Here is a 24,667-nt window from a genome sequence, read left to right as displayed (position 1 = left end):
CCAAGTTCTTAGAACGTGGTGCCGTGAAAAATTGTTTACCTCAAGAACGACGTTGATGCAAGGGAATTTCTATGGAGAGAATGATTACCCCTGATGTCCTGGCGGTGACCATGGGAGATCCGGCCGGTATCGGCCCGGAGATTGTGGTGAAATCTTGGTTGGCACTGGCTCCTGCCGAGCGCCGTCGGTTGCTGCTGATTGGTGATCAGGCGCGGCTCAACAAAACAGCGCAAAACCTTGGCTGTCACGAACAGATCAGTTTTGTGCAGGCTGGCCGGGAGCATGCACCGCTGTCCCGGCGCTCGCCGGCGATCATGGTGCCGGTGCTGAATCCGCTTGAAGGGCTGCTGCCGGACCTTCCGCTTGGGGTGAACCATGGCGTCTACGGCATGGCCGCTTTCAGCTACGTCAAAAAGGCTGTTGAACTGGCCATGGCCGGTCGGACTGCTGGTCTGGTCACTGCCCCGCTGGCCAAACGGTCGCTCCATGTGGCCGGCCTGTCTTATGCGGGACACACTGAAATACTCAAAAAACTGTCCGGCAGTCCCGAAGTGGCGATGATGTTTTGGGGGTCTCGTTTGAAAGTTGTTCTGGTGACCACCCATCTGCCTCTATCCCAGGTTGCCGCCCAGCTGCATGGTGACCTCCTGCGGCGCAAAATTGTCCTGTTCCATGATTTCTGGCAGCGGGTCGGTGCCGGCAGGGGAAAACCCATAGCGGTGGCCGCATTAAACCCCCATGCCGGTGAGGGTGGGGCGTTTGGCGATGAAGAGGAGCAGGTCATCGCGCCGGTAATCCGTTTTCTGTCCCGACAGGGGCTGGCAATTGAAGGCCCGGTGCCAGCGGATGTCCTGTTTCACCGGGCGGTGGCAGGTGAGTATGATGCGGTGGTTGCCTTGTATCATGATCAGGGTCTGATTCCTTTCAAGCTGCTCCATTTTGCCGATGGGGTTCAGCTTACCCTTGGCCTTCCTTTCATCAGGACTTCCGTAGATCATGGGACAGCGTTTGATATTGCCGGTAAAAATCTTGCCGACTGTTCAAGCATGCTGGCATCCATCCGTTTAGCGTTTGATTTGCAGTCTTTCCAGGAGAAGAAAAATAAAATGGGTCGTAAGCAACAAATATGAAAATATGTTGGATTAGCTGATAAAATTTCCTTGACAATTATCTAACGCTATTTTATTCTCAGAAGCACTTTCTGGATAAAAGGGTTTTATTGTAGTTGAAAATCGTGACCAGGAGATGGTGAGTAGTCATGATTAAAAGGGAAAAATCGAATTATACCATACAGGCGGTTGCCCATGCCCTGTCACTGCTGGAAGAGTTCAGTGGTGACGTTGATGAACTGGGTGTTACCGAGCTCAGCAAGCGGTTGAAACTCCATAAGAATAATGTCTTTCGCTTGCTGGCAACGCTGGAGGAAAAGGGCTATATAGAACAGAACCGGGTGACGGAGAACTACCGACTGGGGATAAAAAGTCTGGAGCTGGGGCAGACCTTTATCAAGCAGATGGGGGTTTTGCGTCAGGCGCACCCGATTATGGAGCGTTTATGTGAAGATCTGCAGGAAAATGCGTATGTCGGGGTCATCCGCGGCAGCAATGTTGTCTATCTCGACGTGGTGGAGTCGAATCAGGCGGTCCGGGTGGTGTCCCGGGTCGGCTCCCAGCTGCCGGTCTGGTGTTCAGCCATCGGCAAAGCCCAGATTGCCTATCTCAACCTGGGGGAATTGGATAAGATTCTGCCGTCTGTCAAGGAATGGGAATGCTGTACAGAAAACTCGGTCAAAAACAAGGATGATCTGCTGCTGGAGCTGGAACAGGTGCGTGTTCAGGGCTATGCCGTTGATGACGAAGAATACGATCTGGATGTCAAATGTGTTGGTGCCCCGATTCGTGATTACACCAAGCGGGTGGTGGCAGGAATCAGTGTTTCCGGTCCTTCCTTTCGTTTGACTGAGGAGCGGATTATCAACGATATTGCCCCGGCGGTAAAAAAATCAGCGGCCGATATCTCCCGGCGGCTGGGTTATGAAGTTGCTTTAAGTGTTTCCGGAGAACAATAGCCGCGCGTTGCCCGCTTCCGGTTTTTCACTCTATCTGCATATCCCTTTCTGCCTTTCCCGGTGCGGATACTGTTCGTTTACCTCCTCTGTTATTGATCCGGTGCCGGAAGGTGCCTATCTCCAGGCGGTTCTCAATGAGCTGGCTGCCGGGGCCGCCTGCTGGTCCGGTCGGCCCATCAAGAGCATCTATGTGGGGGGCGGTACCCCCAGCCTCCTTTCTCCGGCGTTTTACGAAGGCTTTTTTGCCCGTCTTTTTTCCCGGTTCACTGTTGTTGAAGGGGCCGAAATAACCCTTGAGGCAAATCCGGCAACCCTCACCAGAGAAAAAATCAAGGCTTATCTGGCCGTCGGCATCAACCGCTTCAGTTTGGGGCTGCAAACCTTTACCGATCAGGGTCTGAAGCTTCTCGGTCGTTGTCATACTGTTGCTGATGGCCTGCAGGCGGTGGCCGAACTGCAGCACTGCGGAGTTGACAATCTGAGTCTTGATCTGATCTACGCATATCCGGGACAGACCATCGACGCTCTTCACGGTGATCTTGAGCAGATCAGTAGCTTGGGTGCAGCCCATATCGCTGCTTACTGTCTGAGCATCGAGCCGGAAACACCACTGGGGCAGGCAGTTGCCGCGGGAACCGTTGTGCCGGTGGGCCTGGATCTGCAGGCCGGGTTCATGGAGGAGGTGAACACGGTTCTTGATCGGCGGGGTTATCGTCGGTATGAAATTTCGAACTATGCCCGCACAGGGTTTGCCTCGCGCCATAATCAAGCCTACTGGAATTTGGATGATTACTGGGGCCTGGGGGCTGGTGCCTGGTCGTCACGGCGGGTGAAACGGGATGTGCAATGCTGGGCAGTCCGCACTATGTATGGCCTGGAGGTGGTGGCATATATGACTGCTTTCAGGAAACCGCTGCCGGCGGGAGACGATAGTGCCCCGGCAGCAATCGATTGCATTTCCTATGAAAGTTCGTTTGCCGAGCGGATCATCATGGGGCTGCGGCTCATCAAGGGAGTTGATCTGGAAGAGGTTGCCGCTGAGTATGATTACATGCTGGTGGCAGACCTCCTGCAAAGGCTGCAGCCGCTGATCGAGGTCGGGCTGCTGAAAGCTGCCGATCATCGACTGCGCTTGACAGGACGCGGTCTGCTGCTTGCCGATGAAATTGCCCTTGAGGTTCTTGCCTGAAGTGACCCCTGCTGCATGCAGGTGAAATTCTTCAATCGTGGCGGCAGGTTGCAAAGGGTTTGCCGGGGCCAATTTTTGTTGACAAAGTTTGAGGGTCAGTTTAAGGTTCGCCGAAAAATATTGCTGGAAAGGATTGCTGGGCACTATGGGTAAGGAAAAACGCAAAGGCCTAATCGTTGTCAATACCGGCCATGGCAAGGGCAAAACGACTGCCGCACTGGGAACGGCGTTTCGTGCCGCCGGCCATGGTTTTCATATCATCGTCATCCAGTTTATCAAGGGCTCGTGGAAATATGGTGAGTTGGAGGCGGCAAAAAAGTTTGACAACCTGACTATTACGCCCATGGGGACCGGATTTCTCAAGCTTGGGGCGGCCGAGCCGGAAGCGGCGGACTGTGACCTGGCCGAACATATCTGGCAGAAATGTGAAGAGGCGATCTTTTCCGGAGCCTACGACCTGGTTATTTGTGATGAAGTCAATTATGCTCTTGCCTATAAGCTGCTGCCGGTTGAGCGGGTGGTGGCAACTTTGAAAAAGAAACCTGCCTATCTCCATGTTATTCTTACCGGCCGTGATGCCCCGCCGGAAATTATCGAGCTGGCTGATCTTGTTACTGAAATGAAAGAGATCAAACATCCATATCAGGAGGGGATAACCGCCCAGCGCGGGATAGAATTCTGATGTCCCTTGCCGCCTTTATCAGTTTTGTTCAGGTACAGGAACCGATGCTGGGCAAGGCCCTTGACTACCTGTTGACTGCTTCTCTGGAAGGGGGGCAGATTATCATGGAGTTGCCGGCCGCTTCGCCGCCCTTGGCTTTGGTCAAAGAAAAGGAGCAGCAGCTTGGGCAGTTGGCAGCCCGATTCTGGGCTGAGCCCCGCCAGGTGGTGCTCAGAACGAGGCACGTGGCCGCTGAGTTGCGTCTGTTGCCGGTGGAATCCTCCAAGTATTGGAATGATCTGGTTTTTTTTCTGCCCCATGGAGAGGGCTGTGACCAGCGCCAGAATAGCCGCTGGCTGACTGCCCTGGTGATCAGCAAGCCGGACTATGCCACACTGGTGGCGCAGATGCCCGTGGCAGATCACGATGTTCATGAATTGGTGCGGGACTCCGGCGGGGGACTCTATCCTGCATCAACCCTGGAGGAGGTTATGGGCGTTGCCGGCCGCCGGGCGCAGAAAAAACGGGGTATTTGCCACGCCATCACCCTCTGTACCAGCCGGCCGGCTTTTCTTGATCTTGATTATCGGTTCTATCGGATGAAAGATTTTGGTGTTGACGGTTTGGGACCACTGATCACCAGGAGTGTCATCGGCCGTCTGCATGCGGTTTTCCCCGGTCAGTACTGCAGCGGTTTGACCATTGTTCATCAAGCATCTGCCCATCATTGATCACCCTCTCCGTTTTGATAACCTTTTTGTATCCTATGAAGAACTATCTCCTTTGCCAAAAGAGTATTTTCCTGGTGCTGTGCAGCTGTTTTCTGCTGCTGGTTTCATCAGTCGGGACTGCTGCTGTTCTCGATGAACTGGGCAATCAGGTGGATGTCCCCGGCGAACCGCAGCGGATTATCTCGCTGGTTCCCAGCCTGGCGGAAATTCTCTTTGCCCTTGATCTTGACGAGCGGATCGTCGGGGTAACCGAGTTTGCCACCTATCCGCCGGCCGCTAGGGAAAAACCCCGGGTCGGCAGCTTTTTCAGCCTGAATCTGGAAAAGATCCTTTCCCTGCAGCCCGATCTGGTGGTTGCCAGTCTTGAGGGCCGCCAGGAAAAAATCATTGCCTCCCTCAAGAGGTTTGGTATCCCCGTATATCGGGTAAACCCCCGAAACCTCGAGGGGATTTATCAGAGTATCAGCAATCTTGGTGAAATAACCGGCACCCTGCCCCGGGCCCAGCAGGTTATCCTGGCCATGAAGCAACGGGTCGGTGAGGTGGAACGGCTGGTTGCCCGTCTGCCGAAACAGCGGGTTTTTTACCAGGTGGGGGTGGATCCCATTGTTTCAGTCAACGGCGAAACCTTTGCCGCCGATCTGATTAGCCGGGCCGGGGGGATTCTGGTGACCAGGGATAATCCGGTTCTCTACCCCCGCTATTCCGTCGAACGGGTTCTGGCTGACAATCCCCAGGTGATTATTATCTCTTCCATGTCCCCCACCACCAATTATCGCCGTTTTGCCGGAACCTGGAAAAAGTGGCGTTCCATTGAGGCGGTGCGCCTCAACCGGGTGTATGTTATCGAGGCTGATCTGGTTGATCGGCCCTCGCCGCGCATTGTTTCAGGACTTGAAAAAATTGCCCGCCTTCTTCACCCTGACGCCCACTGGTGACCTTGACGCCGGCTGGTGCGATCATCGTAAAAAGTCATTGTTATTATCCAGCAGGGTGTGTATCTTGACCCGTAAACGTGTCATCTGGTGGTTGGCCTTGGTTTTTTTCCATCCTTGACCAGGGCAGCGGAGACCATCTTGCCTGGATTCCGGAAAATTGGTAAGTGGTCTAAAGCTATGCTGTTGGGAGTTTCCGGTGAAAATTAATGAGCAAGAGGATAATGAACGGCGTGGGATCATGGGTCGCCGCTATGCCACCTGCGAAAAGTTTGGTGATGTTTTGGAAGTGAAAGAGGGGCTGGCCTGCCGCCACCCGAAGGAAACCTGTAAATACCGTCTTTCCTGCCCGATTCACTTGATCGGTGAAAATGAATAAGCATTTCGAAAAGGGGAAACCGGCCAAGCTGCTGATGATCCAGGGAACTGGTTCCAGCGTTGGTAAAAGCATCCTGGTGGCCGGCCTATGCCGCTATTTTTATCGTCAGGGCGTGGCGGTGGCGCCGTTCAAGGCCCAGAATATGGCCCTGAATTCCTTCATCACCCCTGAAGGACACGAAATGGGTCGGGCCCAGGTGGTGCAGGCGGAAGCCTGCGGCTTGCCGCCCCATGTTGATATGAATCCGGTGCTGATCAAGCCAAACAGCGATGTGGGTGCCCAGGTGATCATCCATGGCGCTGTCCATGGGACGATGTCGGCGCTTGCCTACCATCAGTACAAAGCCAAAGCCTGGGAAGCGGTGAAGGCCAGCTTTACCCGCTTGCAGAGTCGCTATGAGCTGATTATCATTGAGGGCGCCGGCAGCCCGGCTGAGATAAATCTGCGGGATAACGATATTGTTAATATGGGGTTGGCAACCAGCGTCAGGGCTCCGGTTTTACTGGTTGGTGATATCGATAAGGGGGGAGTCTTTGCCTCCCTGGTGGGCACCATGGAGCTGTTGGCGCCAGCCGAACGGTCGTTGGTCAGGGGTTTTGTGGTTAATAAATTTCGTGGAGACCAGCGCCTGCTGCAGTCTGGGCTGGATATGATTGCGGCCCGCTGCGGCGTTCCCTTTGTCGGAGTGGTCCCCTTCTTTCGTGACATCTACCTGCCCGAGGAGGATGGGGTTGCCGTTGAAGGCTATGGCAGAACAGCGGTAGGTGCTGACGATGGGCGGCTTGCCATCGGGGTTGTCAAGCTGCCTCATATCGCCAATTTCACCGATTTTGATCCGTTGCTCCACGAGCCGGATGTTCGACTTGACTATCTGATGGTCGATGATGTCCTGGAAGACTATGATCTGATAATTCTGCCGGGCAGCAAAAACACCATTGATGACTTGATGGTGTTGCAGCAGGCCGGTTTGGCAGAGCGGCTGCGGACTTTTGCCGCCCGGGGAGGGGCTATTATCGGTATCTGTGGCGGCTACCAGATGCTGGGCCGACGCATCTCTGATCCCCATCAGGTTGAAACCACTAGAGGTCAGGTGGCCGGGTTCGGGTTGCTGCCGGTGGATACCGAACTGGCCGGGGAAAAGGTGACGGTGCAAAGCCGCGGTCAGCTGTCGATCCCGCTGTTTTCCCTGCCCCCCGGGTTGCCGGTTGCCGGCTATGAAATTCATATGGGAAGAACAACCCTGCATGAGGCGACGACGCCATTGTTGGAGATTAAAAAAAGCGGCCGCCTGGAGGAGCATTACGACGGGGCAATAACTGCCGATGGCATGATCTGGGGGACCTATCTTCACGGCATTTTTGATAATGATCTTTTTCGCTCCGGTTTTCTGCAGGGTCTCCGGAAGCATCGCCATGGAGTGGACCGGCCGGCAGCGGCAGGTGATTCCTTTGCCGTCCGGAAAGAGCAGGGCCTGGACCAGCTGGCTGACCTGCTGATCCGCTCACTGGACTTGGCAGCTATCGAAAGCATTATCGCCGATGGGGTAACCTCGCAACCACCTGTTATGAAATGACAAAAACTGCCACCTATTTTTTTCTCCTGCTGTTGTTGACCGTCGTTATTGTCATGGTTTCGGCGGCTGTCGGGGCGGCCCAGCTGCCATTGCCGGCGGTGGTCAAAAGCCTGCTTGGCGGGTTGCCGGTTGTGAAAAACCTGGTAAGCGGCGAGGCGGTGCCGTTGAGTCATCATCTGATTGTCTGGGATGTACGTCTGCCCAGAATCATGGTGGCGTTGCTGGTGGGAGCTTCCCTGGGGGTCGCCGGCGCCGTGTTTCAGGGATTGCTGCTCAATCCGCTCGCCGACCCGTTCACGATCGGGGTGTCAGCCGGAGCGGCTTTCGGAGCTACGGTGGCGATGATCCTGAGGGGGATTCTTGTGGGCCTGCCCCTGTTGAGCAGCCTGGGCATCGTTCCCTGCTTTGCTTTTGTCGGCGCTCTCATGTCCCTGTTGTTTGTCTATGCCGTCGCCCGGACAGAAGGCAGCATTATGCCCGAAAGCCTGATTTTGGCCGGTGTCATTGTCGCCTCTTTTCTGTCGGCGTTGATTAGTTTCTGCAAAAGCATTGCCGGTGAAAACCTGTCATCCATTGTTTTCTGGATCATGGGCAGCCTCTCGGGGCGACTCTGGGTTCATGTCACCATTCTGCTGCCCTATTTTGTTGTCTGCTTTGTTGTCATGCAGGCCAATGCCCGCCATCTGAATATTATTGCCATGGGTGATGCCACGGCCATGCAATTGGGGGTTGATGTCCAGCGGGTCCGCCGCCGGCTGCTGCTGGTTGCCTCTCTGTTGACCGCAGTTGCTGTTTCGATCAGTGGCGTGATCGGTTTCATCGGCCTGGTGGTTCCCCACATCAATCGGCTGATTCTGGGGCCGAACCATCGAACCCTGCTGCCGGCATCGGCCCTTTTGGGCGGTGTCATCCTGATTCTTTCCGATACCCTGGCCCGCACCGTCGCCGGTGCCAATGAAATTCCCGTGGGGGTGGTAACCGCACTTCTCGGGGCACCTTTTTTCTGCTACATCTTCAAGCGGAAATTCAAAGCCCACTAGACCCTTAGCCTGATACTGCCTGAGTCCTATTGGTTATAATTTTATGGAAAAAAAGCGTTTACCAGAAGTTCCATCTGAGTCAGCAGCCAGACGTCAGTTTGCCGAACTGCTGCGCATCAAAGGGTTGCGCTGCGGCTATGGCAGGAAGACGGTCCTTGAGGATATCAGTTTCAGCCTCTGGTCGGGATTCTTTTGTGGTCTGTTGGGGCCAAATGGTTCCGGCAAGTCAACTCTGATCAACAATCTCTGTCGGGTTTTTCAGCCGCAGGCCGGTGAAATTCTGCTTGCCGGCCGCAACCTGATGGGGATCGGCCGCCAGGAGCTGGCAACCCAGGTGGCTGTCGTTCCCCAAGATACTCATATCTCCTTTCCGTTCACCGTGCGTGAAGTCATCGCCATGGGTCGCAATCCCCATATTGCCGGTCTCTTTGCCAAAGGCTACCAGGAGGATGATCCGGTGGTGGTGCGGGTGATGGCTGAAACGGGCATTGATCATCTGCAGGATCGTCCCATTACCCAGGTCAGCGGTGGTGAACGGCAGCTCGTTCTGTTGGCCAGGGCCCTGGTTCAGGAGCCAAAACTGCTGCTGCTGGATGAACCGACGTCCAACCTTGATATCCATCATTCAGTGAAGATCCTGCGGCTGGTGGAGAAAAAGGTAAAAGAGGAGGGTTTGGCGGTGCTGGCAATTTTTCACGATTTGAATCTGGCCAGCATCTTTGCTGATTATCTTTTTCTGCTCCAAAAAGGCCGGATTGCGTTTCAGGGTGAAACCGAGGATGTTATGCAGCGGGAGATCCTTGAAGAGGTTTTTGCGACAAAACTTTTTGTCCACACACCGCCTATGATTGGTCGTCCTCAAGTATCAATACCCACTTCCTCCTGATCTCCAGTTCCGCCGCCGCTGTTGTTCTGTTCCTGGTCCGCAAGCTTTTTCAGAGTCAGATGGGAACACGATGCCCGGATGGCGGCCATCATTGTTTCCGTTATCCGGCTGCCGGCGCTCTGGCCTGACTGTAGCCCCCAAAGATCAACAATGATATCAGCCGGTTTCATGGATTCTGCCGGGCCGGCCGGTACCATCGAGTCGTTGTTGCCATCCACCCGGCGAAGCAGGCCGGCGGCCAACAGGTCATTGGTGACGGTCCGAATGGTTGCCGCCGATTCATGGAGTCGCTGCCCCAGGCTGTGGCAGGTGCACACCTGCCGGTCTTTAAAATCTTCCAGGGCCAGCAGGAGAACATCCAGGGAAAGTGCCAAGTGCTTTGTGGGGGAGAACTGCTGTTCCGCCGGCAGGTAATGGCGCCAGACCTGGACCGCGAAGGCGATTTCGGCGCCGGCCAGAAAAACGACCCAGCCCAGGTAGATCCATAAGAGAAAGAGGGGGACGGTGGCAAAAGAGCCATAGATGGCGTTGTAGCGGGCAACACCGATTTGCAGATGCAGATACAGCTTCTGGGCCAGCAACAGGCCGCCGGCACCTCCAACGCCACCAACCAAAGCCGGTCGGAAGCGGATTTTAGCGTGGGGGAGAAACTGGTAGAGCAGGGTAAAGGTGCCGGCCAAGATGATAAAAGGCAGTAGTCGAAAGGTCAGCAGGCCGATCAGGGCTGCCGGCAGAATGCCTTCCAGCCGGCTCAGCAATGCCTGGTTGTGCAAGGCTGCCGAGGCTCCTAGACCGAGATTAATGGAGATGGGAAAGAGAATCATCAAGGCCAGGTAATCCAGTATCCGCCGTCCCAGAGGACGGCCCTTGGGAACCTGCCAGATAACGTTCATGGCCTCTTCTATACTGCCAATGACCATGATAACGCTGATCACCAGAAACAAAATCCCGATGGCCCCCAGGGTGGCGAAGTTTGTCCGATCAACATAGGCAAACATCTGATCCACCGCTGAACGCAGATGGCCGGCAAAATCTTTTTCGCCGGCTGTTTTTTGCTGGTCCGCTGGCGAATCGTCCCGGGCATCGACTTTTTCACTACCCGCCTGTATGTCCCCGCCGGTTCCGGGCTCGATTGCCGGGCGCTGACTTGGAGGTGGCTGATCGGCAACCTGGTCAATAAAATGGTAGGCTGCCTCCCGCATCTGGTTGCCGGCCCCAAGCCCCTTGAGGACCGCGGTTCCCAATGCCAGTATGGGAACCAGTGATAAAACGACGGTGAAGGTCAAGGCGCCGGCCCGCAGGGTGATCGCATCTTTTCGCAGTTCACGGAGGACGATAAGCACAATCCTGAACAGTCGAACTATATTCTGCCGGACAAAAGAACCCCGGGGTTCCTCCCAGATGCGGGTGCTGAGAAGCTCTACATAATTGCGCCCGAATAGTGGCGCCCCATGCTTTTGGTGTGATTTCATATTGTCCCTTCCGGTTGAAAAACGACCGCATTGTATTCCCTGAGAGCCCAACGGGGAGGAAAAAAGCGACGATGCCCTCAGGTTTTATCTTTGGTTCTCACCGGTGGTGTAATTCCTCCCCTGTCTACCGGCCAAACAGCTTGGGAATAAGCTCCTGCAGGGGCAGTGCCGGTTGTTGTCTGGTGCCCTCTGCCGGTGTTTTCTTGTTGCCCAGGAAGGTGTCAAGGGTTTGTTGTAATTGTTTTTCCAGTTGCTGCTGGGCTGCGTGAGTATCCAGGGTAACTTTTGGCCTGCCGATCGTGCCTTCCAGGAAGAGGGACAGTTCCGTTTCTCCCGCCTTGTTCAGCAGGAGAGTACCCCAGGAAAACTGCTGCTGAAACTGGTTGCTCAATGTCGGCCCAAGACGCACAGTGACCGGCAGGGCAAGGGTGCCATCAAGCCCGATGCGGCCGTTGCCGGTGGCTGAAAAGCTATCTCCCTGCATCGATGAGTCAATGCTGACGTTGCCTTTTTTCAACTGAAAATTTCCAGAAAGATCATCAAATGAAGGGTCTGCCAACTGCGGCAGTTTGAGAAGCCGGACAATTTCTTTGGTCGTGGCGTTGGCTTGCAGCTGGCCGTCCCGAAGGACATAGGTTCCCCTGGCGGTCAGGTGTTTTTCCATTTCCGCCTGCCCGACCCCCCGGCCGGCAAAGGTAAGATTCGTTTGCAGGGTGCCACGGGTCACCACCGGCGCCTTGGGGGAGTACATGCTCAACAGGGCAGGCACCTGCAGGGTGTCAGCCGCCAGCTCGCCGCGGTAGGGTGGCGTCTCGGATTTGAGGTCAATCTCCATAGCCCCGGCAAAGGTACCGCCGGCAGTACGGCCCCGGATGTCCCTGATGGTCAGCATCCCTTGGTCAAAGCGATAGAAACAGTGAAAATCCTCGGCAGCTGCTCGATTATAGATGACTTGTTTGCAGTCGATGCTGCCCTTGGCTGTGAGCTGTGGAGTCGGTGCCGGTGATGTTGCCTGAGATCTCCCTGGATGGCCTTTTTTGGCTGTCGGGGTATTCTTTGTTGTTGCGGATTTCACCACCGCCGGTGGCTGGGCTGGCGCTGAGCCGGTCAGAGAACCTAACAGGCCGGCCAGGTAATCGGCATGAATCTGTTCGCTGTAAAGATCAGCGGTTATTGCCGGTCCATGGAAAAAATTATCTATCAGGCCGGAGATTCGGATGGTTTCCGCTTCCTGCTGGAGGGTAACGGTGTAGCTGGCTTGATCCTGGTTAAAGGTGATCGTGCCTGCCAGGTGGGGCCGGACAGTGTGGTAATGAAGATCAGCTGCCAAGGTGATGAGGCCTTTGCCGGTCCAAGACTGCCGTCGCGGGTCAAGGTGCATGGACAGCCGCAGATCGCCAGTACCTTGGACGGTTGGTAATTGTTCCAATGCGTCATGGAAGCTGAATGACAGGTTGTCCACGGCGAGCTCGGCAACGGTAACCGCCAGCAGCAGGGCGGCGGTTTTTCCTGCTGACGGTTGTTCTACCGCCGGTGGCGTGGAGATTTCGTCTGGCGGAGCGCTAAGGTTGCTGATATTGTAGAGGCCTTGCCGGTTGCGGACAATATGGATTTGGGGATTGACGACGGTTATCTCACTGATCGCCAGCTGGCGCTGTAGCAGCTTCCAGAGATCATAGCGGAGAGCTATGGTATCGATGGTCAGCAGATTGCCGGAGCCATCGAGTTCCTTGATTGTCGCATTACTGATGGTAATTCCGGATAAGATGCCGATCTGCAGGCGGTCAATGGCAACCGGCCGGTTCAGTACTTTTTCTGCCGCTGGAATGAGCAGTGTTTTCAGCCGGTCCTCGGTGAAGGTGAAGCGGATAAAGAGCGTCAAGCCGACAATTACCGCTGCAACCAGCAGTAGCGTTACCATGGTTGCCTTCAGCCATCGATGCATTGTCGTATTCCTCTCCGTGTCATGCCCGTTAGGGTTTAACGGCAACCGGCACCTCCGGGTGAATGATTTCAGTTGGGGCCTGGAGGCTGAGGTCCCTGCGCTCTATTCCCTGAAAAACAATGATAACACCTTTCTGCAGTTTTGCAAAATGAACGATGACGGCAGCACACCCCGGCAGGAATATTTTTCACCTCCTGCAAAAAAAAGGACTTCCAAAACCATTGGAAGTCCATATGACTGGCGGAGAGAGTGGGATTCGAACCCACGGTGAGCGTAGCCCACAGCTGATTTCGAGTCAACCGCCTTCGACCACTCGGCCATCTCTCCTTGACACTCAATACCGCGGTTTGCACCGTAAGATAGTTTACCTGGGAAATAATTTTTATTGTTTTCTCTGAACGTTGTTCCTTTAACCATACACTGTTAATTGGGGATGCTGCTCATATCCCTGCTTCGCGTTGGAGGGTGGCGGCCATGTCGGTCTGTTCCCAGGTGAAACCCGGTTCCTGGCGGCCAAAATGTCCGTAAGCGGCGGTTTGCAGATAGATGGGACGGAGGAGGTCAAGCTTTTCAATAATAGCTGCCGGCCGTAGATCGAAGTTTTTGCGCACCAGTTCTGAGATGGTTTCCGAGGGAATTTTGCCGGTGCCGAAACAGTTGATCATGACGCTGACCGGCTGGGCGACGCCGATGGCATAGGCTACCTGGACTTCACAGCGTTCGGCCAAGCCGGCGGCGACAATATTTTTAGCAATGTAGCGGGCCATATAGGAGGCGCTGCGATCCACTTTCGAGGGATCTTTGCCGGAAAAGCAGCCGCCACCGTGGCTGCCCTGGCCGCCATACGTGTCAACAATAATCTTCCGTCCGGTCAACCCGCAGTCCCCCATGGGGCCGCCGACCACAAAGCGGCCGGTGGGATTGACGTAAAAGTTGGTTTGGGAATCCAGCATGGCCGCCGGGAGTACAGGTTTAATAACCTGCTCGATGATTCCTTCCTTCAGCTCGTTGTAGGCTATGTCGGGGGCATGTTGACTGGAAACCACGACCGTGTCAATCCTTTTCGGCTGGTGTCCTTCATATTCAATGGTTACCTGGGACTTGCCGTCCGGCCGGAGGAAAGGCAGCGTACGGTTTTTCCGCTGGCGGGCCAGTTCCCTCGTCAACCGGTGGGCATAAACAATGGGCATGGGCATCAGTTCATCGGTTTCATTGCACGCATAACCGAACATCAGTCCCTGGTCGCCGGCGCCCTGCTCCTTGTAGAGTCCTTCGCCCGAAGTGACGCCCATGGAGATGTCCGGTGACTGCTTGTCGATACTGGTGAGGACGGCACAGGTTTCCCAGTCAAAGCCCATGGAGGAATCGTCATAACCGATCTCTCTAATGGTTTCGCGGACCACCGAGGGGATGTCAACATAGCAGGACGTGGTGATTTCGCCGGCAATCACTGCCATGCCGGTGGTGACCATGGTTTCACAGGCAACCCGCCCGGTCGCATCCTGCTCGAGAATATTATCCAGTACCGCATCGGAAATCTGATCAGCAATCTTGTCGGGGTGCCCCTCGGTTACTGATTCGGAAGTGAAAAGGTAATTGGGCATGCTCATGATTATAGCTCCTTCTCTTGGGGTCGTAAAAGTATTGTCCTTAATGGTTAGCCTGGCGGCTACAGTTTCATCAAAAAGTCGTCGGTGAAGCGGTGCCGCATCTGTTCTTCGACAAAGTTCTCAACATCCGTGGCCACCGTGAACGTCAGGCATTCCTTGACGATCTCTTTGGCTTCCTCATAGGTGCTGTCCCGCATGATTTTCTTGATGTACGGGATGGAAAGGGGGTTCATACTCAGCTGATCCAGTCCCAGTCCCAGCAGCACCAGAGTGTAGAGCGGTTCACCAGCCATTTCCCCGCAGACACTTACCGGGATGCCGTTGCCATGGGCTGCTTCGATGGTGTTCTGCAACAACCTGAGAATCGCCGGGTGCAGCGGTTCGTAAAAACAGGAGACATGTTCATTGACCCGGTCGACAGCCAGGGTGTACTGAATAAGATCATTGGTGCCGATGCTGAAAAAATCCACTTCCCGGGCCAGGAGATCGGCGACCACTGCGGCTGAAGGGATCTCAATCATTACCCCGATGGGGATATTGTCGTCAAAGGCAATCCCTTTGCGGCGCAGTTCATCCTTGACATCTGCAAGAATCTCTTTAGCCTGCCTGAGATCACGCATGCCGGAAATCATCGGGAAGAGGATTTTTACCTTGCCGTGCTGGCTGGCCCGTAGAATGCCACGAAGCTGGTCGCGAAAGATCTCTTTCTGCTTGAAACACAAACGGATGCCCCGCAGCCCCATGGCGGGATTAATGGTATCCTCATGGAAACGGTGGCGGGAAATTTTGTCATATCCCAGGTCCAGTGTCCGGATGGTGACTTCCTGGTCGGGCACCATCTGCAGCACCCGCTTATAGGTGATATAGTGTTCCTCCTCTTTGGGAAGATCATCCCGGTTGAGATAAAGGAATTCCGTCCGGTAGAGGCCGATGGCGCCGGCGCCATGGGAGATTGCTGATTCCGCTTCTTCCGGGTTTTCGATGTTGGCGGCCAGCTCGATGGCAAAGCCATCTTTGGTCTGTGGGGCCAGCTCACGGTTTTCCAGCAGCTGCCGCTGGAAAAAGAGGTATTTTTCCGCTTTTTCGCGGTAGTGGCGGACCTGCTCAAGGGTGGGGGAGACAATAATACGGCCGTCAATGCCGTCAACAATCAGCCGGTTGCCGCCATTGATCATTTCTGTTGCCCGTTCAAGGCCGACCACTGCCGGAATTTCCAGTGAACGGGCGACGATAGCGGTATGGGAGGTGCGTCCCCCCAGGTCGGTAACAAATGCTTTTACTTTGCCGAGGTTGAGCTGCATGGTGTCGGCCGGTGACAGGTCATGGGCGATGAGAATGACATCGTTGGAAATTTTTTCTATGCTGTCATAGTCACTCTTCATCAGCTGGCGGAGAATTCTCTCAGCCACATGGGAAATATCCGCCTGCCGTTCTCGCATGTAGGGGTCGTCCATGCGGTCGAAAATTTTCCTGATTTTTTCAACGTTCAAAGTCAAGGCCCATTCCGCATTGATCTTTTTTTCGCGGATCAGCTTGGCGGTTTCATCTGTAATCATTTTATCATCCATCATCATTAGATGGACGTCAAAAAGGTAGAGATGATCCTTGCTGCCATTATTGGTGCTGGAATTCTTCAGTGCCTTGTCATGACTCTCCATGAGTTCGCGCCGGGCAGCGGCAATGGCGTCCAGAAAGCGGTCGATCTCTCCCTGGACCTGCTCACTGGCAATTTTTTCCATGGCCGGTTTCAGTTTGTCCCGGTCAAGGAGAAAGGCTCGGCCGACGACGATTCCCGGGGAAACGCCAATACCCTTCATGATACATTGATTATCTGTCATGGTTCCAGTTCGCCAAAGCCGTTGTTGATAAGTTCACCTATGGCCTGCATGGCATCCTCTTCATCATCCCCGCCGGTTTCAATCCAGATGGTACTGCCTTGAGAGGCGGCCAGCAGCAGGACTCCCATAATGCTTTTGCCGTTAACCCGGAGATCATCCCTGCCGACGTGGATTTCAGCCGTGAACGCGCTGGCGGTCTTAACCAGCAGCGCTGCCGCCCGGGCATGGAGACCCAGCTTATTAAGGATGGTGAATTCTTTCCTTTGCATGATAGCCACTTGAGAAGCCGCAAGCCCTTTAAAAAAACCAATAGCGATAGCCGATGATGACTGACGCCACAAACAGGCTGCTGCCGTAAAAAAGTTTAGGTAACGCAATCCCCCGAGCCAAAAGATGGGAGCACAAATAGATTCCTCCGATTAGTAGCAGAAAAAAGCTGATCGGGCAACCGGGAACCGGCTGAAGAGTGCTGAACATCAACGGTATGATAGCCGCCATCATGATAACAATGCCATAGCTCATGACCAGCTTGACCTTTGGCAGCCGCCAGTAATGAATGGTATTGATCACCTCCAGTCCGTGGTGAACGCCGAGGGTATAAATAGTGTAGCGGATCCCCAAGTGCACAGCATTATATCCCGCCAGCAGCAGCAGCGGCGCCCAGAAACCGCCCCCGGCAAAATAGATGATGACCGCCAGCAGTGCCATTGCCGGTTTGAGGCCATTCCAGAAAAAAGCATCGCCTACGGCGCCATAGAGGGAATTGAGGTTCCTGGCGATCAGCATGCCATGCTGTCCCTCCCCCCGTTTTTCCAGGTGGACAAGAATGCCGAGAACCGCAGCAGCCATCACCGGATTGGTGTTGAAAAATCCCAGATAGGCGGATAATGCCTTGCACAGCTGCTGCCGCTGTCTGTCGTAGCGCTGCTGCAGGAGCGGGTAGATGGCGTATGCCAGTCCCATATTCTGCATGCGGCCGAAATTCCAGGAGGCCTGCCAGCAGAGGCTGCGTAAAAAAATACGTTGTTCAAGAGTTATTCGCAAGTGCATGGGCAAACTCTAGTAGCAAAAGAGGCGTTTATACTCATATCCGCGTCCGGTTTTCAAGGGATTACCGGAGACAGGTGAAGGCCAAGGCCAGGATCACAAAAAGAATGTGCATATGTTTCCGATGCAGGCTTGAGAGGAGACTTGCAATGCCGAGCAGGGGAAAGATAATCAACAGGCCATCCATGACCGCTATGAGACCGGCTGGCAGCAGCCGGTTGATACTTGGCACGATCAACAGCATCAGGGTGCTGGTTATGAAAATGGCCAGCGCATTATAACACCAGAAATGGTAGATTCCCCAAAGGTGTAAGGCGATGGCGTGGTCAGGATTGCCGGCTAACAGCTGGGTTTCCATCCTGGTAAGGATAGTCGCATTACGGTTTCTGATCAGACATTCAATCTTTCTGCTGAGAGAACTCAGCGGCAGCAGGATGGCGATTACCAGAAACACCACTGCTCCGCTGGCCGCCGGGTCGGAAAGTTGCGTTTTAGCAGTTATGGCGGCAGCAATACCGCTGGCCAGGACAGCAACCAGGGTGTCGTCGGTGGGAATCACGGTGCCGACCGGCAGTTCATGCAGCCATAACAGCTCGATTAGGACGCCGGTGAACAGCCCGAGTGTCGGGTTGCCGGCCAAAAATCCCATCAGGGTGCCGGCAACCATCGGTCTGGAGATCATCAGTTGTCCGCATGCTGTTCGGTCTAAACAGATACAGGCCCCGGCGACAGCCAGCTTAAGTGACGTTATAAGTATGGTGCTGATGGCAAGGGTCATGGTGGTTATGGCTCTCTCTGCATTGCTGGTTCATAAGGTACCCCGAGGTATAGATATTCATGGTTGGTCATATGATTTTCTTTGCCAGAAGTGCAAAAAAATCATGCGGTGGAACCCGTGGTACCGGCTGTACAAAAACGGCTACCCCCTTTTGATCTATTTTGTGGAGGAGGGCAATTTCGCTGCTATCCAGCGAGATGGAATTGGTAATCGGGGTTTTGTCACTTTCATAATGGATGTTACCCAGGTTAAGGCGATTGCATGGCAGTTCCAGATCAAGTGCCTGCAAAGCATCCTTAATGGAGGAGAGTAGGAAAATGGTGTTGACCGCTGTCGGCCGGAAAAAGTTTTCTTTCACATAGCTCACTGCATCAGGAACTGTTTTGATAATGACGTTGACCAGGGGGGGGGCAGCCATTTCCATAATTCTTTTTTTAAATGGATCACGGCTCACGTCATCATCTGCGACGATGATCTGGACCGCTTTGAGATAAGGGACCCAGGTTTCCACCACCTGGCCATGAATCAAACGGTCGTCAACACGGACCAGGAGGGTTGTCATTGTCCGAGAAACTCCACGGCGGAAAAGATGTTTTTCCGGCCGTATTCAGTAATAAAAGACGCCAGGTTTGGCAGGGATCGCTGCTGCCGTTCCGTTGCCAGCTTCAGAAGCATAGGCAGATTGACGCCCGAAATAATTTCAACGCTGTCAGGTTCAAAAAAGGAAAGGCTGATATTGGAGGGGGTGCCGCCAAACATGTCGGTCATGATCAGGACCGCCTTGCCTTGTTTTTTTAGGGCGCTGATGGCGGCCGCTAGCCGCTTCTTGATCTGCTCCACATCGTCGGCAGGGGCGATGCCAATGCTCTCAACATTATCCAGGGGACCGACAATCTGTTCGGCCGTTTCAATCAGGGTTTCTGCCAGCGTATGGTGGGTAACAACGATAATGCCAATCATGGACAATAGTTTCCTTTAGCCTCCGGGAAGATCCCGGTGTGCCAGTTTCAGATGGTGTCCCGATGATTCAAGTTGCGCCTTAAGGGCCCTGCCGATGCTTACGGAGCGATGCTGTCCGCCGGTGCAGCCGATGGCAATGGTGAGATAGGTTTTCCCCTCCCGCCGGTACTGGGGGATGAGAAAATCAAGCATATCGGTAAAGCGGCTGATGAATTCCCGGCTGCTTTCCTGGTTGAGAACATAGTCTTGGATTTCCTGGTCAAGGCCGGTTTTATCTCTCAAAGACGGGATGAAATAGGGATTGGGCAGGAAACGGACATCCATGACAATATCGGCTTCAGCCGGCATCCCGTTGCGAAAACCGAAAGAGATCAGTGATATGTAGAGGGTTGCTGGATCGGTTTCCGGGGCAACAATGGTGACCAGATGATGCTTTAGTTGGTGAACGGTCAGGGTGCTGCTGTCAATAATTCTGGTCGCCAGTCGTCTGATGGGCTGCAACAGTTCCCTTTCCTGCCTGATGCCTGCCGGAACCGGGGCGTCAACCGCCAGCGGATGTCGCCGCCTGGTTTCACTGAATCTCTTGATGAGGGTGCTGTCCTGGGCTTCGAGAAAGAGCAGCTCAGGTTTTGTCCCCGTGTTCAGCAGTTCCTGGAACATGTCGGGAAAGCGGTTGATGAATTCTTTTTCCCTGACATCCATCACCAAGGCGATGCCCCGCATGGATGGTGAAAAGGTGTTGGATAGTTCAAGAAATTTTGCCAGAAAGGATACCGGAAGGTTGTCAATGCAAAAATACCCCAGATCTTCAAGGACTTTCAGGGCACTGCTTTTCCCGGCTCCTGAGAGTCCGGTAATGATAATTACTGACAGGGATTGCTGGTTCATGATGCTTTTTGTCCCATTTTATTGGCCAGATGATCCAAGAGTTTCCGCCCCGGTGCTTTACCCATTTTAGCCAGCATATGGTTGCGGGCTGCTATTTCAATAATTGTCACCAGGTTACGTCCCGGGCTAACCGGCAGGGACAGGCTTGGCAGCGTTACTCCCAGAATGGTGTGGGTTTTCTGCTCCAGATTCAGCCGGTCGCTGTTGTCATAAGCAGCCCAGGGAACCAGCTTGATGACCAGATCGAGACGTTTCTGCTCGCGGATAGCCGTTACTCCGAAAATATCCTCAATATTGATCAGCCCCAGGCCCCTGATCTCCATATGGTAGGAGAGCAGGGATGGCGCAGAACCAATGAGTGTCTTTGGGGGGATAAGGCGGATATTGATCACATCATCGGCAATCAACCGGTGGCCACGCTGAATCAGATCCAGAGCGCACTCGCTTTTGCCGATCCCGCTTTCTCCGGTGAGCAGAATGCCGACTCCATACAGGTCAATCAGTACGCCGAGGGCCGTGGCTGTCTTGGTCAGGTGATCCTCCAACAGCCGATTTATCTGGATAATAAACTTTGAGGTTTTATGGCTGGTCCGGAGAAAAGGGAGATGGTTAGCCGTGCTTTGCTGCAGCATGGCCGGGTGGGGTTCAAGACCTGAAGTGAGGATGAAGCAGGCCAGATCGTGACTGCAGAGCTGGGCGGCAATCCGGGAGCAGGTTTGAGCATCAAGCGTTTTAAGGTATGATGTCTCTGTTCTGCCGATCAGCTGAATTCTTTCCCGATCAAGGTATTGGCTGAAGCCGGAGAATGCCAGACCGTGTTTCTGAACGCGGTAATGACGTATGGTGTGGCTGAGACTACTGCCGGGGTTAAGCAATTCAAGCTGCAGGTCGTATTCTTCATTCTTATCCAGTAAATCGGAAACAGTTATTGTTTTCATGTACTCTGCCGTGCTGATGGGAGGCCTGTGCAAAAGGGGGTCTGCTTCCTCTTACAGGTTACAGGCGTTCATCTTCGGCGCTGATAACCTGATAGATGCCGCTTGCCCCTTCCGCCATAGCCAGTTGATCGCGAAAGGAGGTGTTTTTCAGCATCCGGGAGATTTTGGCCAACGCTTTAAGATGCAGGCTGGCGGAATTTTCTGCTGCCAGCAGCAGAAAAAAGAATTTTACCGGCTGTTCATCAATGGAATCAAAGGGAACACCATCTTTGCTGCGGGCAAAAGCGGCAATAATGGTGCTCAGGTTTTTCATCTTCCCATGGGGAATGGCAATCCCTTCTCCGATGCCGGTACTTCCCAGGTCTTCACGCTCTTTCAGGATGTGGTAGATCTCTTCTGCCTCCAGCTCTGGAAACCGTTGATGGACACAGGCGGCGAATTTTTTCAGTACCGTATCCTTGTCTGCACAGTCCAAGTCGCTGATGATTAATGACTGGTCAAAATAGTCTGAAAGTTTCATCTAAAAGATCCTGCTGAGAAAAGCACTTCACCTGGCCGCAAACTTGAATGGTTCGTCCGCCGTCTGCCGCCGGGAAGCGGTTATGATGAGAAGGAGTTTGGAGCCCGGACTCAGGCGTTGGGCTCGATAAGACCGTAATTACCATCTTTGCGCCGATAGATAACATTCACTTCATTGGTGTTGTCATTTCTGAACACCAGGAAGTCATTGTCCATGAGATTCATCTGCATGATTGCTTCATCAACTGCCATTGGCTTGATGGAAAAGTTGGTGCTTTTGATGACCGTGGGCGTGGTTTCCTCCTGCTCATGATCAACCGTCACCACATTCATCTTCACCTGCATTTTTTCTTCTGCGGTTCCCGCCCCACGTCGCTTCTTCAGTCGATCCTTATATCTACGCACCTGCCGCTCAATCTTGTCCATCACCATGTCAATGGCGGCATACATATCTTCAGTTTCTTCCTGGCCTTTGACGACGAACCCGTTGATGATGAAGCTGACTTCGGCAATATGGCGGAACTTTTCCACCGACAGGACCACCTGGACTTCAACCGGGGCATCAAGGTACTTTTTTATTTTTGAGACCTTCTCAACGGCATACTGCTTTAATGCATCGGTGGTTTCCATGTGGCGAAATGTCACATTAATATTCATCCATCTCCCCCTTTTTTCTGGCGCCGCCCTGATGGCGCCGCGCCGCTCGTTACTTGATGAATTTCCTGTGTCTGGTGCTGCTGAAAACAGGTCGAAAACACTAGCAGAATGGCAGGTGTCTGTCAATAAGATACCGTGCTGCCGAGTGGTATCGTACCTGGCAGCCATTCGCCGACGGTTAAAAGATCTTTTTCCGCCGGCTGGATGAAAGGATGCCCAGCATGTCACGATATTTGGCAATGGTGCGTCTGGCAATATTGATATTATGTTCTTCCTGGAGAATCCGGGCAATCGCCTTATCGCTCGCCGGTTTGTCCGGTGACTCCTGGGCGATAATATCTAGGATCTTATGTTTGACACTCTCGGAGGCAATGTCATCGTCACCGTCGCTGCGATGGATGCTGCTATTGAAAAAATACTTTAACTCGAAAATGCCGTGGGGCGTCTGGACATACTTGTTCTGGGTTACCCGGCTGACGGTTGATTCATGCATGCTGATGTCATCAGCGATATCCCTGAGAATCAGGGGATGCAGATGATGGGGGCCGCGATCAAAAAAATCCTGTTGGAAATGAAGAATGCTTTTCATTACCTTATAGATTGTTTTCTGGCGCTGTTCAATGCTTTTGATCAGCCATTGGGCCGAACGGATCTTTTCCACCAGGTAATTGCGGGTGAGCGGGTTGAAGTCTTTCTGCTGATCGGCAAGGTCTCGGTAATAGCGGTTCACTGCAAGGCGTGGAATGCGGTCTTCATTGAGGACAATCACCCAGTTGTTTTCACTTTTAAAGATGTAGAGATCGGGAATGATTGATTGCGCAATGGTGCCGCTGTACTGCCGGCCAGGTTTGGGATCGATGGTGAGAATGGTTTTGATCGACTCGATGACCTGCTCTTCCTCAACCTTCAGCAGCCGGGCGATCTTCTTATAGTTTTTGTTTTGCAGCAGTTTGAGATGATGGCTGACAATTTCCCGGTTCAGATCATCATCGAGGCCGAGATAGATCATCTGGGTCAGGATGCATTCCTCAAGGCTCCGGGACGCGACGCCCACCGGATCAAAGAGCCGGATTTTGGCCAGCACCTCTTCTATGTCAGCGGGGCTTGCGGCGCATTCGGCTGCCAGATCCTCAACGCTGGTGTCGAGGTAACCGTCATCATTGATGTTATAGATGATTGCTTCGCCGATCCGGCTCTGACTTTTGTTCAGCAAGGGGGTCATCTGCAGCTGCCAGAACAGATGGTCGCTGAGGGTTTGGGGACTGGAAAGGTTATAATCCCAAGCTGGAGCATCATTCTGGTCATAGTTTGACCGGCTGCTGCCTGAAACTCCGCGATTGTCGCAGTACTGGTTCCAATCCATATCCAGCACCGCTTCGCGGTTTTCCTGCCGGTCTTTGCTGTCCTCGGCCAGCGTCCGCTTTTCGGCCGCAGATTCGGAGCTCTCGTCTGCCTCTTCCTGTTCGCTAGGGGATTCCTGTACCTCCTCCAATACCGGATTGGTCTCCATTTCCTGGGTGACCATGGCAGCCAGTTCAAGCTGGTTCAGCTGCAGAAGCTTGATTGCCTGCTGCAGCTGGGGCGTCAGAACCAGCTGTTGCGACTGGGTCAGGCGCAAGTTTTGACTAAGAGTAACATTCATGTGGGTAAAATGCCTCGGAAAAACAGCTTATGGTTATGCAAAAATAATACCCAAATTATAATGGATGGCTAAAAAAAAGACAAGGAAATAGTCAGGGCAGTGCGCTGCTACTGTTTTTTTTACTTGGGGTCAGCTGCCAATGAGGGGCCGGAGTATGGTAGGAGGGCCGGCAACGTTAGAGGGTGAAACTGTCGCCGAGATAGATTTTCCGGGCCTTGGGACTGGCAACAATGGTGTCGGGCAGGCCTTCCTCGAGGATTTTCCCCTGGTCCATGATATAGGCCCGGTCGCAGATCCCAAGGGTCTCCCTGACATTATGGTCGGAGATCAGGACTCCGATCTGCTGATTTTTAAGATCGCGGATAATGTTTTGCAAGTCGTTGACCGCAATGGGGTCGATGCCGGCAAACGGTTCATCGAGCAGAATAAAGGTCGGCGAAAGCACCAGTGCCCGGGCAATTTCTACCCGCCGCCGTTCACCGCCGGAGACCGTCATGGCCTTGTTGGTGCGTATTCGGTCAAGCCCGAATTTGGTCAGCAACTCCTCCAGCCGGTTTTCCTGCTCGGCGGGTGAAAGATGAAGGGTCTGCAGAATAGCTTTCAGGTTTTCCTCAACCGTCAATTTACGGAAGACCGATGCTTCCTGCGGCAGGTAGCTGATTCCCTGCCGTGCCCGTTGGGGCATGGGTAACGCCGTGATATCATGATCATTGTAGAGCAGTTGTCCGGTATCGGGTTTAATCAGACCGACCATCATATAAAAGGTGGTGGTTTTTCCAGCCCCATTGGGACCCAGCAGCCCGACGATTTCATGTGACTGGATGGAAATGGATACCTCATCCACCACCACCCGCTGGTTGTATTTTTTTACCAGGTTTTCGGCAACAAAACGGTTGTTATTCATTGATGAT

Annotated in this window: 25 protein-coding genes and 1 tRNA gene; 10 read left to right on the top strand and 16 right to left on the bottom strand. The window is 53.7% G+C overall.

What is annotated here, in order from left to right; genetic code table 11:
- The first annotated feature begins 71 nt into the window (after window positions 1-71).
- The 10 genes from pdxA (at window position 72) to JXO50_02805 (ending at window position 9,462) form a co-directional block, all read left to right on the top strand.
- The gene (gene pdxA / locus JXO50_02850) at window positions 72-1,130 is read left to right on the top strand and encodes a 4-hydroxythreonine-4-phosphate dehydrogenase PdxA (protein ID MBN2332023.1); all 1,059 of its coding nucleotides are present in this window, start codon (window positions 72-74) and stop codon (window positions 1,128-1,130) included.
- Window positions 1,131-1,258: 128 nt separating this feature from the next.
- A complete protein-coding gene (locus tag JXO50_02845; protein ID MBN2332022.1) occupies window positions 1,259-2,068 on the top strand; it encodes an IclR family transcriptional regulator in 810 nt (269 codons plus the stop codon).
- Complete coding sequence (gene hemW, locus JXO50_02840) at window positions 2,049-3,257, top strand: radical SAM family heme chaperone HemW (GenBank protein ID MBN2332021.1); 1,209 nt, start codon at window positions 2,049-2,051, stop codon at window positions 3,255-3,257. The genes JXO50_02845 and hemW overlap by 20 nt, the downstream gene beginning before the upstream one ends.
- A gap of 145 nt (window positions 3,258-3,402) precedes the next feature.
- Window positions 3,403-3,939 carry a cob(I)yrinic acid a,c-diamide adenosyltransferase gene (gene cobO, locus JXO50_02835; protein ID MBN2332020.1) on the top strand — a complete coding sequence of 179 codons (537 nt, stop codon included), beginning with the start codon at window positions 3,403-3,405 and terminating at the stop codon, window positions 3,937-3,939.
- Window positions 3,939-4,649, top strand: a complete 711-nt coding sequence (locus JXO50_02830; protein MBN2332019.1) for a hypothetical protein — start codon at window positions 3,939-3,941, stop codon at window positions 4,647-4,649. The genes cobO and JXO50_02830 overlap by 1 nt, the downstream gene beginning before the upstream one ends.
- Before the next feature lie 74 nt (window positions 4,650-4,723).
- Complete coding sequence (locus JXO50_02825) at window positions 4,724-5,587, top strand: cobalamin-binding protein (GenBank protein ID MBN2332018.1); 864 nt, start codon at window positions 4,724-4,726, stop codon at window positions 5,585-5,587.
- A 196-nt stretch (window positions 5,588-5,783) separates the two neighbouring features.
- Window positions 5,784-5,963 carry a hypothetical protein gene (locus JXO50_02820; protein ID MBN2332017.1) on the top strand — a complete coding sequence of 60 codons (180 nt, stop codon included), beginning with the start codon at window positions 5,784-5,786 and terminating at the stop codon, window positions 5,961-5,963.
- Window positions 5,956-7,536, top strand: a complete 1,581-nt coding sequence (locus JXO50_02815) for a cobyric acid synthase (protein MBN2332016.1) — start codon at window positions 5,956-5,958, stop codon at window positions 7,534-7,536. Before JXO50_02820 ends, JXO50_02815 begins: the two co-directional genes overlap by 8 nt.
- Window positions 7,533-8,576: an iron ABC transporter permease gene (locus tag JXO50_02810; protein MBN2332015.1), complete on the top strand. Its 1,044-nt coding sequence runs from the start codon at window positions 7,533-7,535 to the stop codon at window positions 8,574-8,576. The genes JXO50_02815 and JXO50_02810 overlap by 4 nt, the downstream gene beginning before the upstream one ends.
- Window positions 8,577-8,619: 43 nt before the next feature.
- Entirely contained in the window at window positions 8,620-9,462 is an 843-nt protein-coding gene (locus JXO50_02805; protein MBN2332014.1) for an ABC transporter ATP-binding protein, read from the top strand.
- On the opposite strand, the gene JXO50_02800 is transcribed toward JXO50_02805, so the two are convergent.
- The 16 genes from JXO50_02800 to lptB all read right to left on the bottom strand — a co-directional run bounded on the left by JXO50_02800 (window position 9,435) and on the right by lptB (window position 24,660).
- Window positions 9,435-10,934 (bottom strand): YihY/virulence factor BrkB family protein, encoded by a 1,500-nt coding sequence (locus JXO50_02800; protein MBN2332013.1) that lies wholly within the window; start codon window positions 10,932-10,934, stop codon window positions 9,435-9,437. The two genes, JXO50_02805 and JXO50_02800, sit on opposite strands and share 28 nt — an antisense overlap.
- Window positions 10,935-11,058: 124 nt before the next feature.
- Window positions 11,059-12,879 (bottom strand): hypothetical protein, encoded by a 1,821-nt coding sequence (locus JXO50_02795; protein MBN2332012.1) that lies wholly within the window; start codon window positions 12,877-12,879, stop codon window positions 11,059-11,061.
- A 238-nt stretch (window positions 12,880-13,117) separates the two neighbouring features.
- Window positions 13,118-13,206, bottom strand: a tRNA-Ser gene (locus JXO50_02790).
- Window positions 13,207-13,319: 113 nt separating this feature from the next.
- Window positions 13,320-14,489 carry a methionine adenosyltransferase gene (locus JXO50_02785; GenBank protein MBN2332011.1) on the bottom strand — a complete coding sequence of 390 codons (1,170 nt, stop codon included), beginning with the start codon at window positions 14,487-14,489 and terminating at the stop codon, window positions 13,320-13,322.
- A 59-nt stretch (window positions 14,490-14,548) separates the two neighbouring features.
- Window positions 14,549-16,306, bottom strand: a complete 1,758-nt coding sequence (gene ptsP, locus JXO50_02780) for a phosphoenolpyruvate--protein phosphotransferase (GenBank protein ID MBN2332010.1) — start codon at window positions 16,304-16,306, stop codon at window positions 14,549-14,551.
- 17 nt (window positions 16,307-16,323) lie between these two features.
- Entirely contained in the window at window positions 16,324-16,596 is a 273-nt protein-coding gene (locus JXO50_02775) for an HPr family phosphocarrier protein (GenBank protein MBN2332009.1), read from the bottom strand.
- A 28-nt stretch (window positions 16,597-16,624) separates the two neighbouring features.
- Window positions 16,625-17,377 (bottom strand): PTS system mannose/fructose/sorbose family transporter subunit IID, encoded by a 753-nt coding sequence (locus JXO50_02770; GenBank protein ID MBN2332008.1) that lies wholly within the window; start codon window positions 17,375-17,377, stop codon window positions 16,625-16,627.
- A gap of 61 nt (window positions 17,378-17,438) precedes the next feature.
- Window positions 17,439-18,152: a PTS sugar transporter subunit IIC gene (locus JXO50_02765; protein MBN2332007.1), complete on the bottom strand. Its 714-nt coding sequence runs from the start codon at window positions 18,150-18,152 to the stop codon at window positions 17,439-17,441.
- 67 nt (window positions 18,153-18,219) lie between these two features.
- On the bottom strand, window positions 18,220-18,714 hold the full coding sequence (locus tag JXO50_02760; GenBank protein ID MBN2332006.1) for a PTS sugar transporter subunit IIB: 495 nt from the start codon (window positions 18,712-18,714) through the stop codon (window positions 18,220-18,222).
- Window positions 18,711-19,112 carry a PTS sugar transporter gene (locus JXO50_02755; GenBank protein ID MBN2332005.1) on the bottom strand — a complete coding sequence of 134 codons (402 nt, stop codon included), beginning with the start codon at window positions 19,110-19,112 and terminating at the stop codon, window positions 18,711-18,713. The genes JXO50_02760 and JXO50_02755 overlap by 4 nt, the downstream gene beginning before the upstream one ends.
- Window positions 19,113-19,127: 15 nt before the next feature.
- The gene (gene rapZ, locus JXO50_02750) at window positions 19,128-20,000 is read right to left on the bottom strand and encodes an RNase adapter RapZ (protein MBN2332004.1); all 873 of its coding nucleotides are present in this window, start codon (window positions 19,998-20,000) and stop codon (window positions 19,128-19,130) included.
- Window positions 19,997-20,938 carry an HPr(Ser) kinase/phosphatase gene (gene hprK / locus JXO50_02745; protein MBN2332003.1) on the bottom strand — a complete coding sequence of 314 codons (942 nt, stop codon included), beginning with the start codon at window positions 20,936-20,938 and terminating at the stop codon, window positions 19,997-19,999. Before hprK ends, rapZ begins: the two co-directional genes overlap by 4 nt.
- A gap of 58 nt (window positions 20,939-20,996) precedes the next feature.
- Complete coding sequence (locus JXO50_02740; GenBank protein ID MBN2332002.1) at window positions 20,997-21,458, bottom strand: PTS sugar transporter subunit IIA; 462 nt, start codon at window positions 21,456-21,458, stop codon at window positions 20,997-20,999.
- A gap of 110 nt (window positions 21,459-21,568) precedes the next feature.
- Window positions 21,569-22,114: a ribosome-associated translation inhibitor RaiA gene (gene raiA, locus JXO50_02735; GenBank protein ID MBN2332001.1), complete on the bottom strand. Its 546-nt coding sequence runs from the start codon at window positions 22,112-22,114 to the stop codon at window positions 21,569-21,571.
- A 178-nt stretch (window positions 22,115-22,292) separates the two neighbouring features.
- Window positions 22,293-23,756 carry an RNA polymerase factor sigma-54 gene (gene rpoN, locus JXO50_02730; GenBank protein ID MBN2332000.1) on the bottom strand — a complete coding sequence of 488 codons (1,464 nt, stop codon included), beginning with the start codon at window positions 23,754-23,756 and terminating at the stop codon, window positions 22,293-22,295.
- A gap of 175 nt (window positions 23,757-23,931) precedes the next feature.
- Window positions 23,932-24,660, bottom strand: coding sequence for an LPS export ABC transporter ATP-binding protein (gene lptB, locus JXO50_02725; protein ID MBN2331999.1), 729 nt, complete (start codon window positions 24,658-24,660; stop codon window positions 23,932-23,934).
- Between the last annotated feature and the right edge of the window lie 7 nt (window positions 24,661-24,667).

Source organism: Candidatus Anaeroferrophillus wilburensis (assembly GCA_016934315.1).
Taxonomy (GTDB): domain Bacteria; phylum Desulfobacterota; class Anaeroferrophillalia; order Anaeroferrophillales; family Anaeroferrophillaceae; genus Anaeroferrophillus; species Anaeroferrophillus wilburensis.
This window is presented reverse-complemented; position numbering and strand designations above follow the sequence as displayed.

Coding starts and splice junctions, on each gene's coding strand:
- cobO (MBN2332020.1), top strand. CDS start 3,403: ATGGGTAAGGAAAAACGCAAAGGCCTAATCGTTGTCAATACCGGCCAT.
- JXO50_02760 (MBN2332006.1), bottom strand. CDS start 18,714: ATGACAACCCTCCTGGTCCGTGTTGACGACCGTTTGATTCATGGCCAG.
- hprK (MBN2332003.1), bottom strand. CDS start 20,938: ATGAAAACAATAACTGTTTCCGATTTACTGGATAAGAATGAAGAATAC.
- JXO50_02845 (MBN2332022.1), top strand. CDS start 1,259: ATGATTAAAAGGGAAAAATCGAATTATACCATACAGGCGGTTGCCCAT.
- JXO50_02795 (MBN2332012.1), bottom strand. CDS start 12,879: ATGCATCGATGGCTGAAGGCAACCATGGTAACGCTACTGCTGGTTGCA.
- JXO50_02810 (MBN2332015.1), top strand. CDS start 7,533: ATGACAAAAACTGCCACCTATTTTTTTCTCCTGCTGTTGTTGACCGTC.
- JXO50_02740 (MBN2332002.1), bottom strand. CDS start 21,458: ATGAAACTTTCAGACTATTTTGACCAGTCATTAATCATCAGCGACTTG.
- rpoN (MBN2332000.1), bottom strand. CDS start 23,756: ATGAATGTTACTCTTAGTCAAAACTTGCGCCTGACCCAGTCGCAACAG.
- rapZ (MBN2332004.1), bottom strand. CDS start 20,000: ATGAACCAGCAATCCCTGTCAGTAATTATCATTACCGGACTCTCAGGA.
- lptB (MBN2331999.1), bottom strand. CDS start 24,660: ATGAATAACAACCGTTTTGTTGCCGAAAACCTGGTAAAAAAATACAAC.
- JXO50_02775 (MBN2332009.1), bottom strand. CDS start 16,596: ATGCAAAGGAAAGAATTCACCATCCTTAATAAGCTGGGTCTCCATGCC.
- JXO50_02815 (MBN2332016.1), top strand. CDS start 5,956: ATGAATAAGCATTTCGAAAAGGGGAAACCGGCCAAGCTGCTGATGATC.
- JXO50_02785 (MBN2332011.1), bottom strand. CDS start 14,489: ATGAGCATGCCCAATTACCTTTTCACTTCCGAATCAGTAACCGAGGGG.
- JXO50_02830 (MBN2332019.1), top strand. CDS start 3,939: ATGTCCCTTGCCGCCTTTATCAGTTTTGTTCAGGTACAGGAACCGATG.
- JXO50_02805 (MBN2332014.1), top strand. CDS start 8,620: ATGGAAAAAAAGCGTTTACCAGAAGTTCCATCTGAGTCAGCAGCCAGA.
- JXO50_02770 (MBN2332008.1), bottom strand. CDS start 17,377: ATGCACTTGCGAATAACTCTTGAACAACGTATTTTTTTACGCAGCCTC.
- JXO50_02755 (MBN2332005.1), bottom strand. CDS start 19,112: ATGATTGGCATTATCGTTGTTACCCACCATACGCTGGCAGAAACCCTG.
- pdxA (MBN2332023.1), top strand. CDS start 72: ATGGAGAGAATGATTACCCCTGATGTCCTGGCGGTGACCATGGGAGAT.
- JXO50_02800 (MBN2332013.1), bottom strand. CDS start 10,934: ATGAAATCACACCAAAAGCATGGGGCGCCACTATTCGGGCGCAATTAT.
- ptsP (MBN2332010.1), bottom strand. CDS start 16,306: ATGAAGGGTATTGGCGTTTCCCCGGGAATCGTCGTCGGCCGAGCCTTT.
- JXO50_02765 (MBN2332007.1), bottom strand. CDS start 18,152: ATGACCCTTGCCATCAGCACCATACTTATAACGTCACTTAAGCTGGCT.
- raiA (MBN2332001.1), bottom strand. CDS start 22,114: ATGAATATTAATGTGACATTTCGCCACATGGAAACCACCGATGCATTA.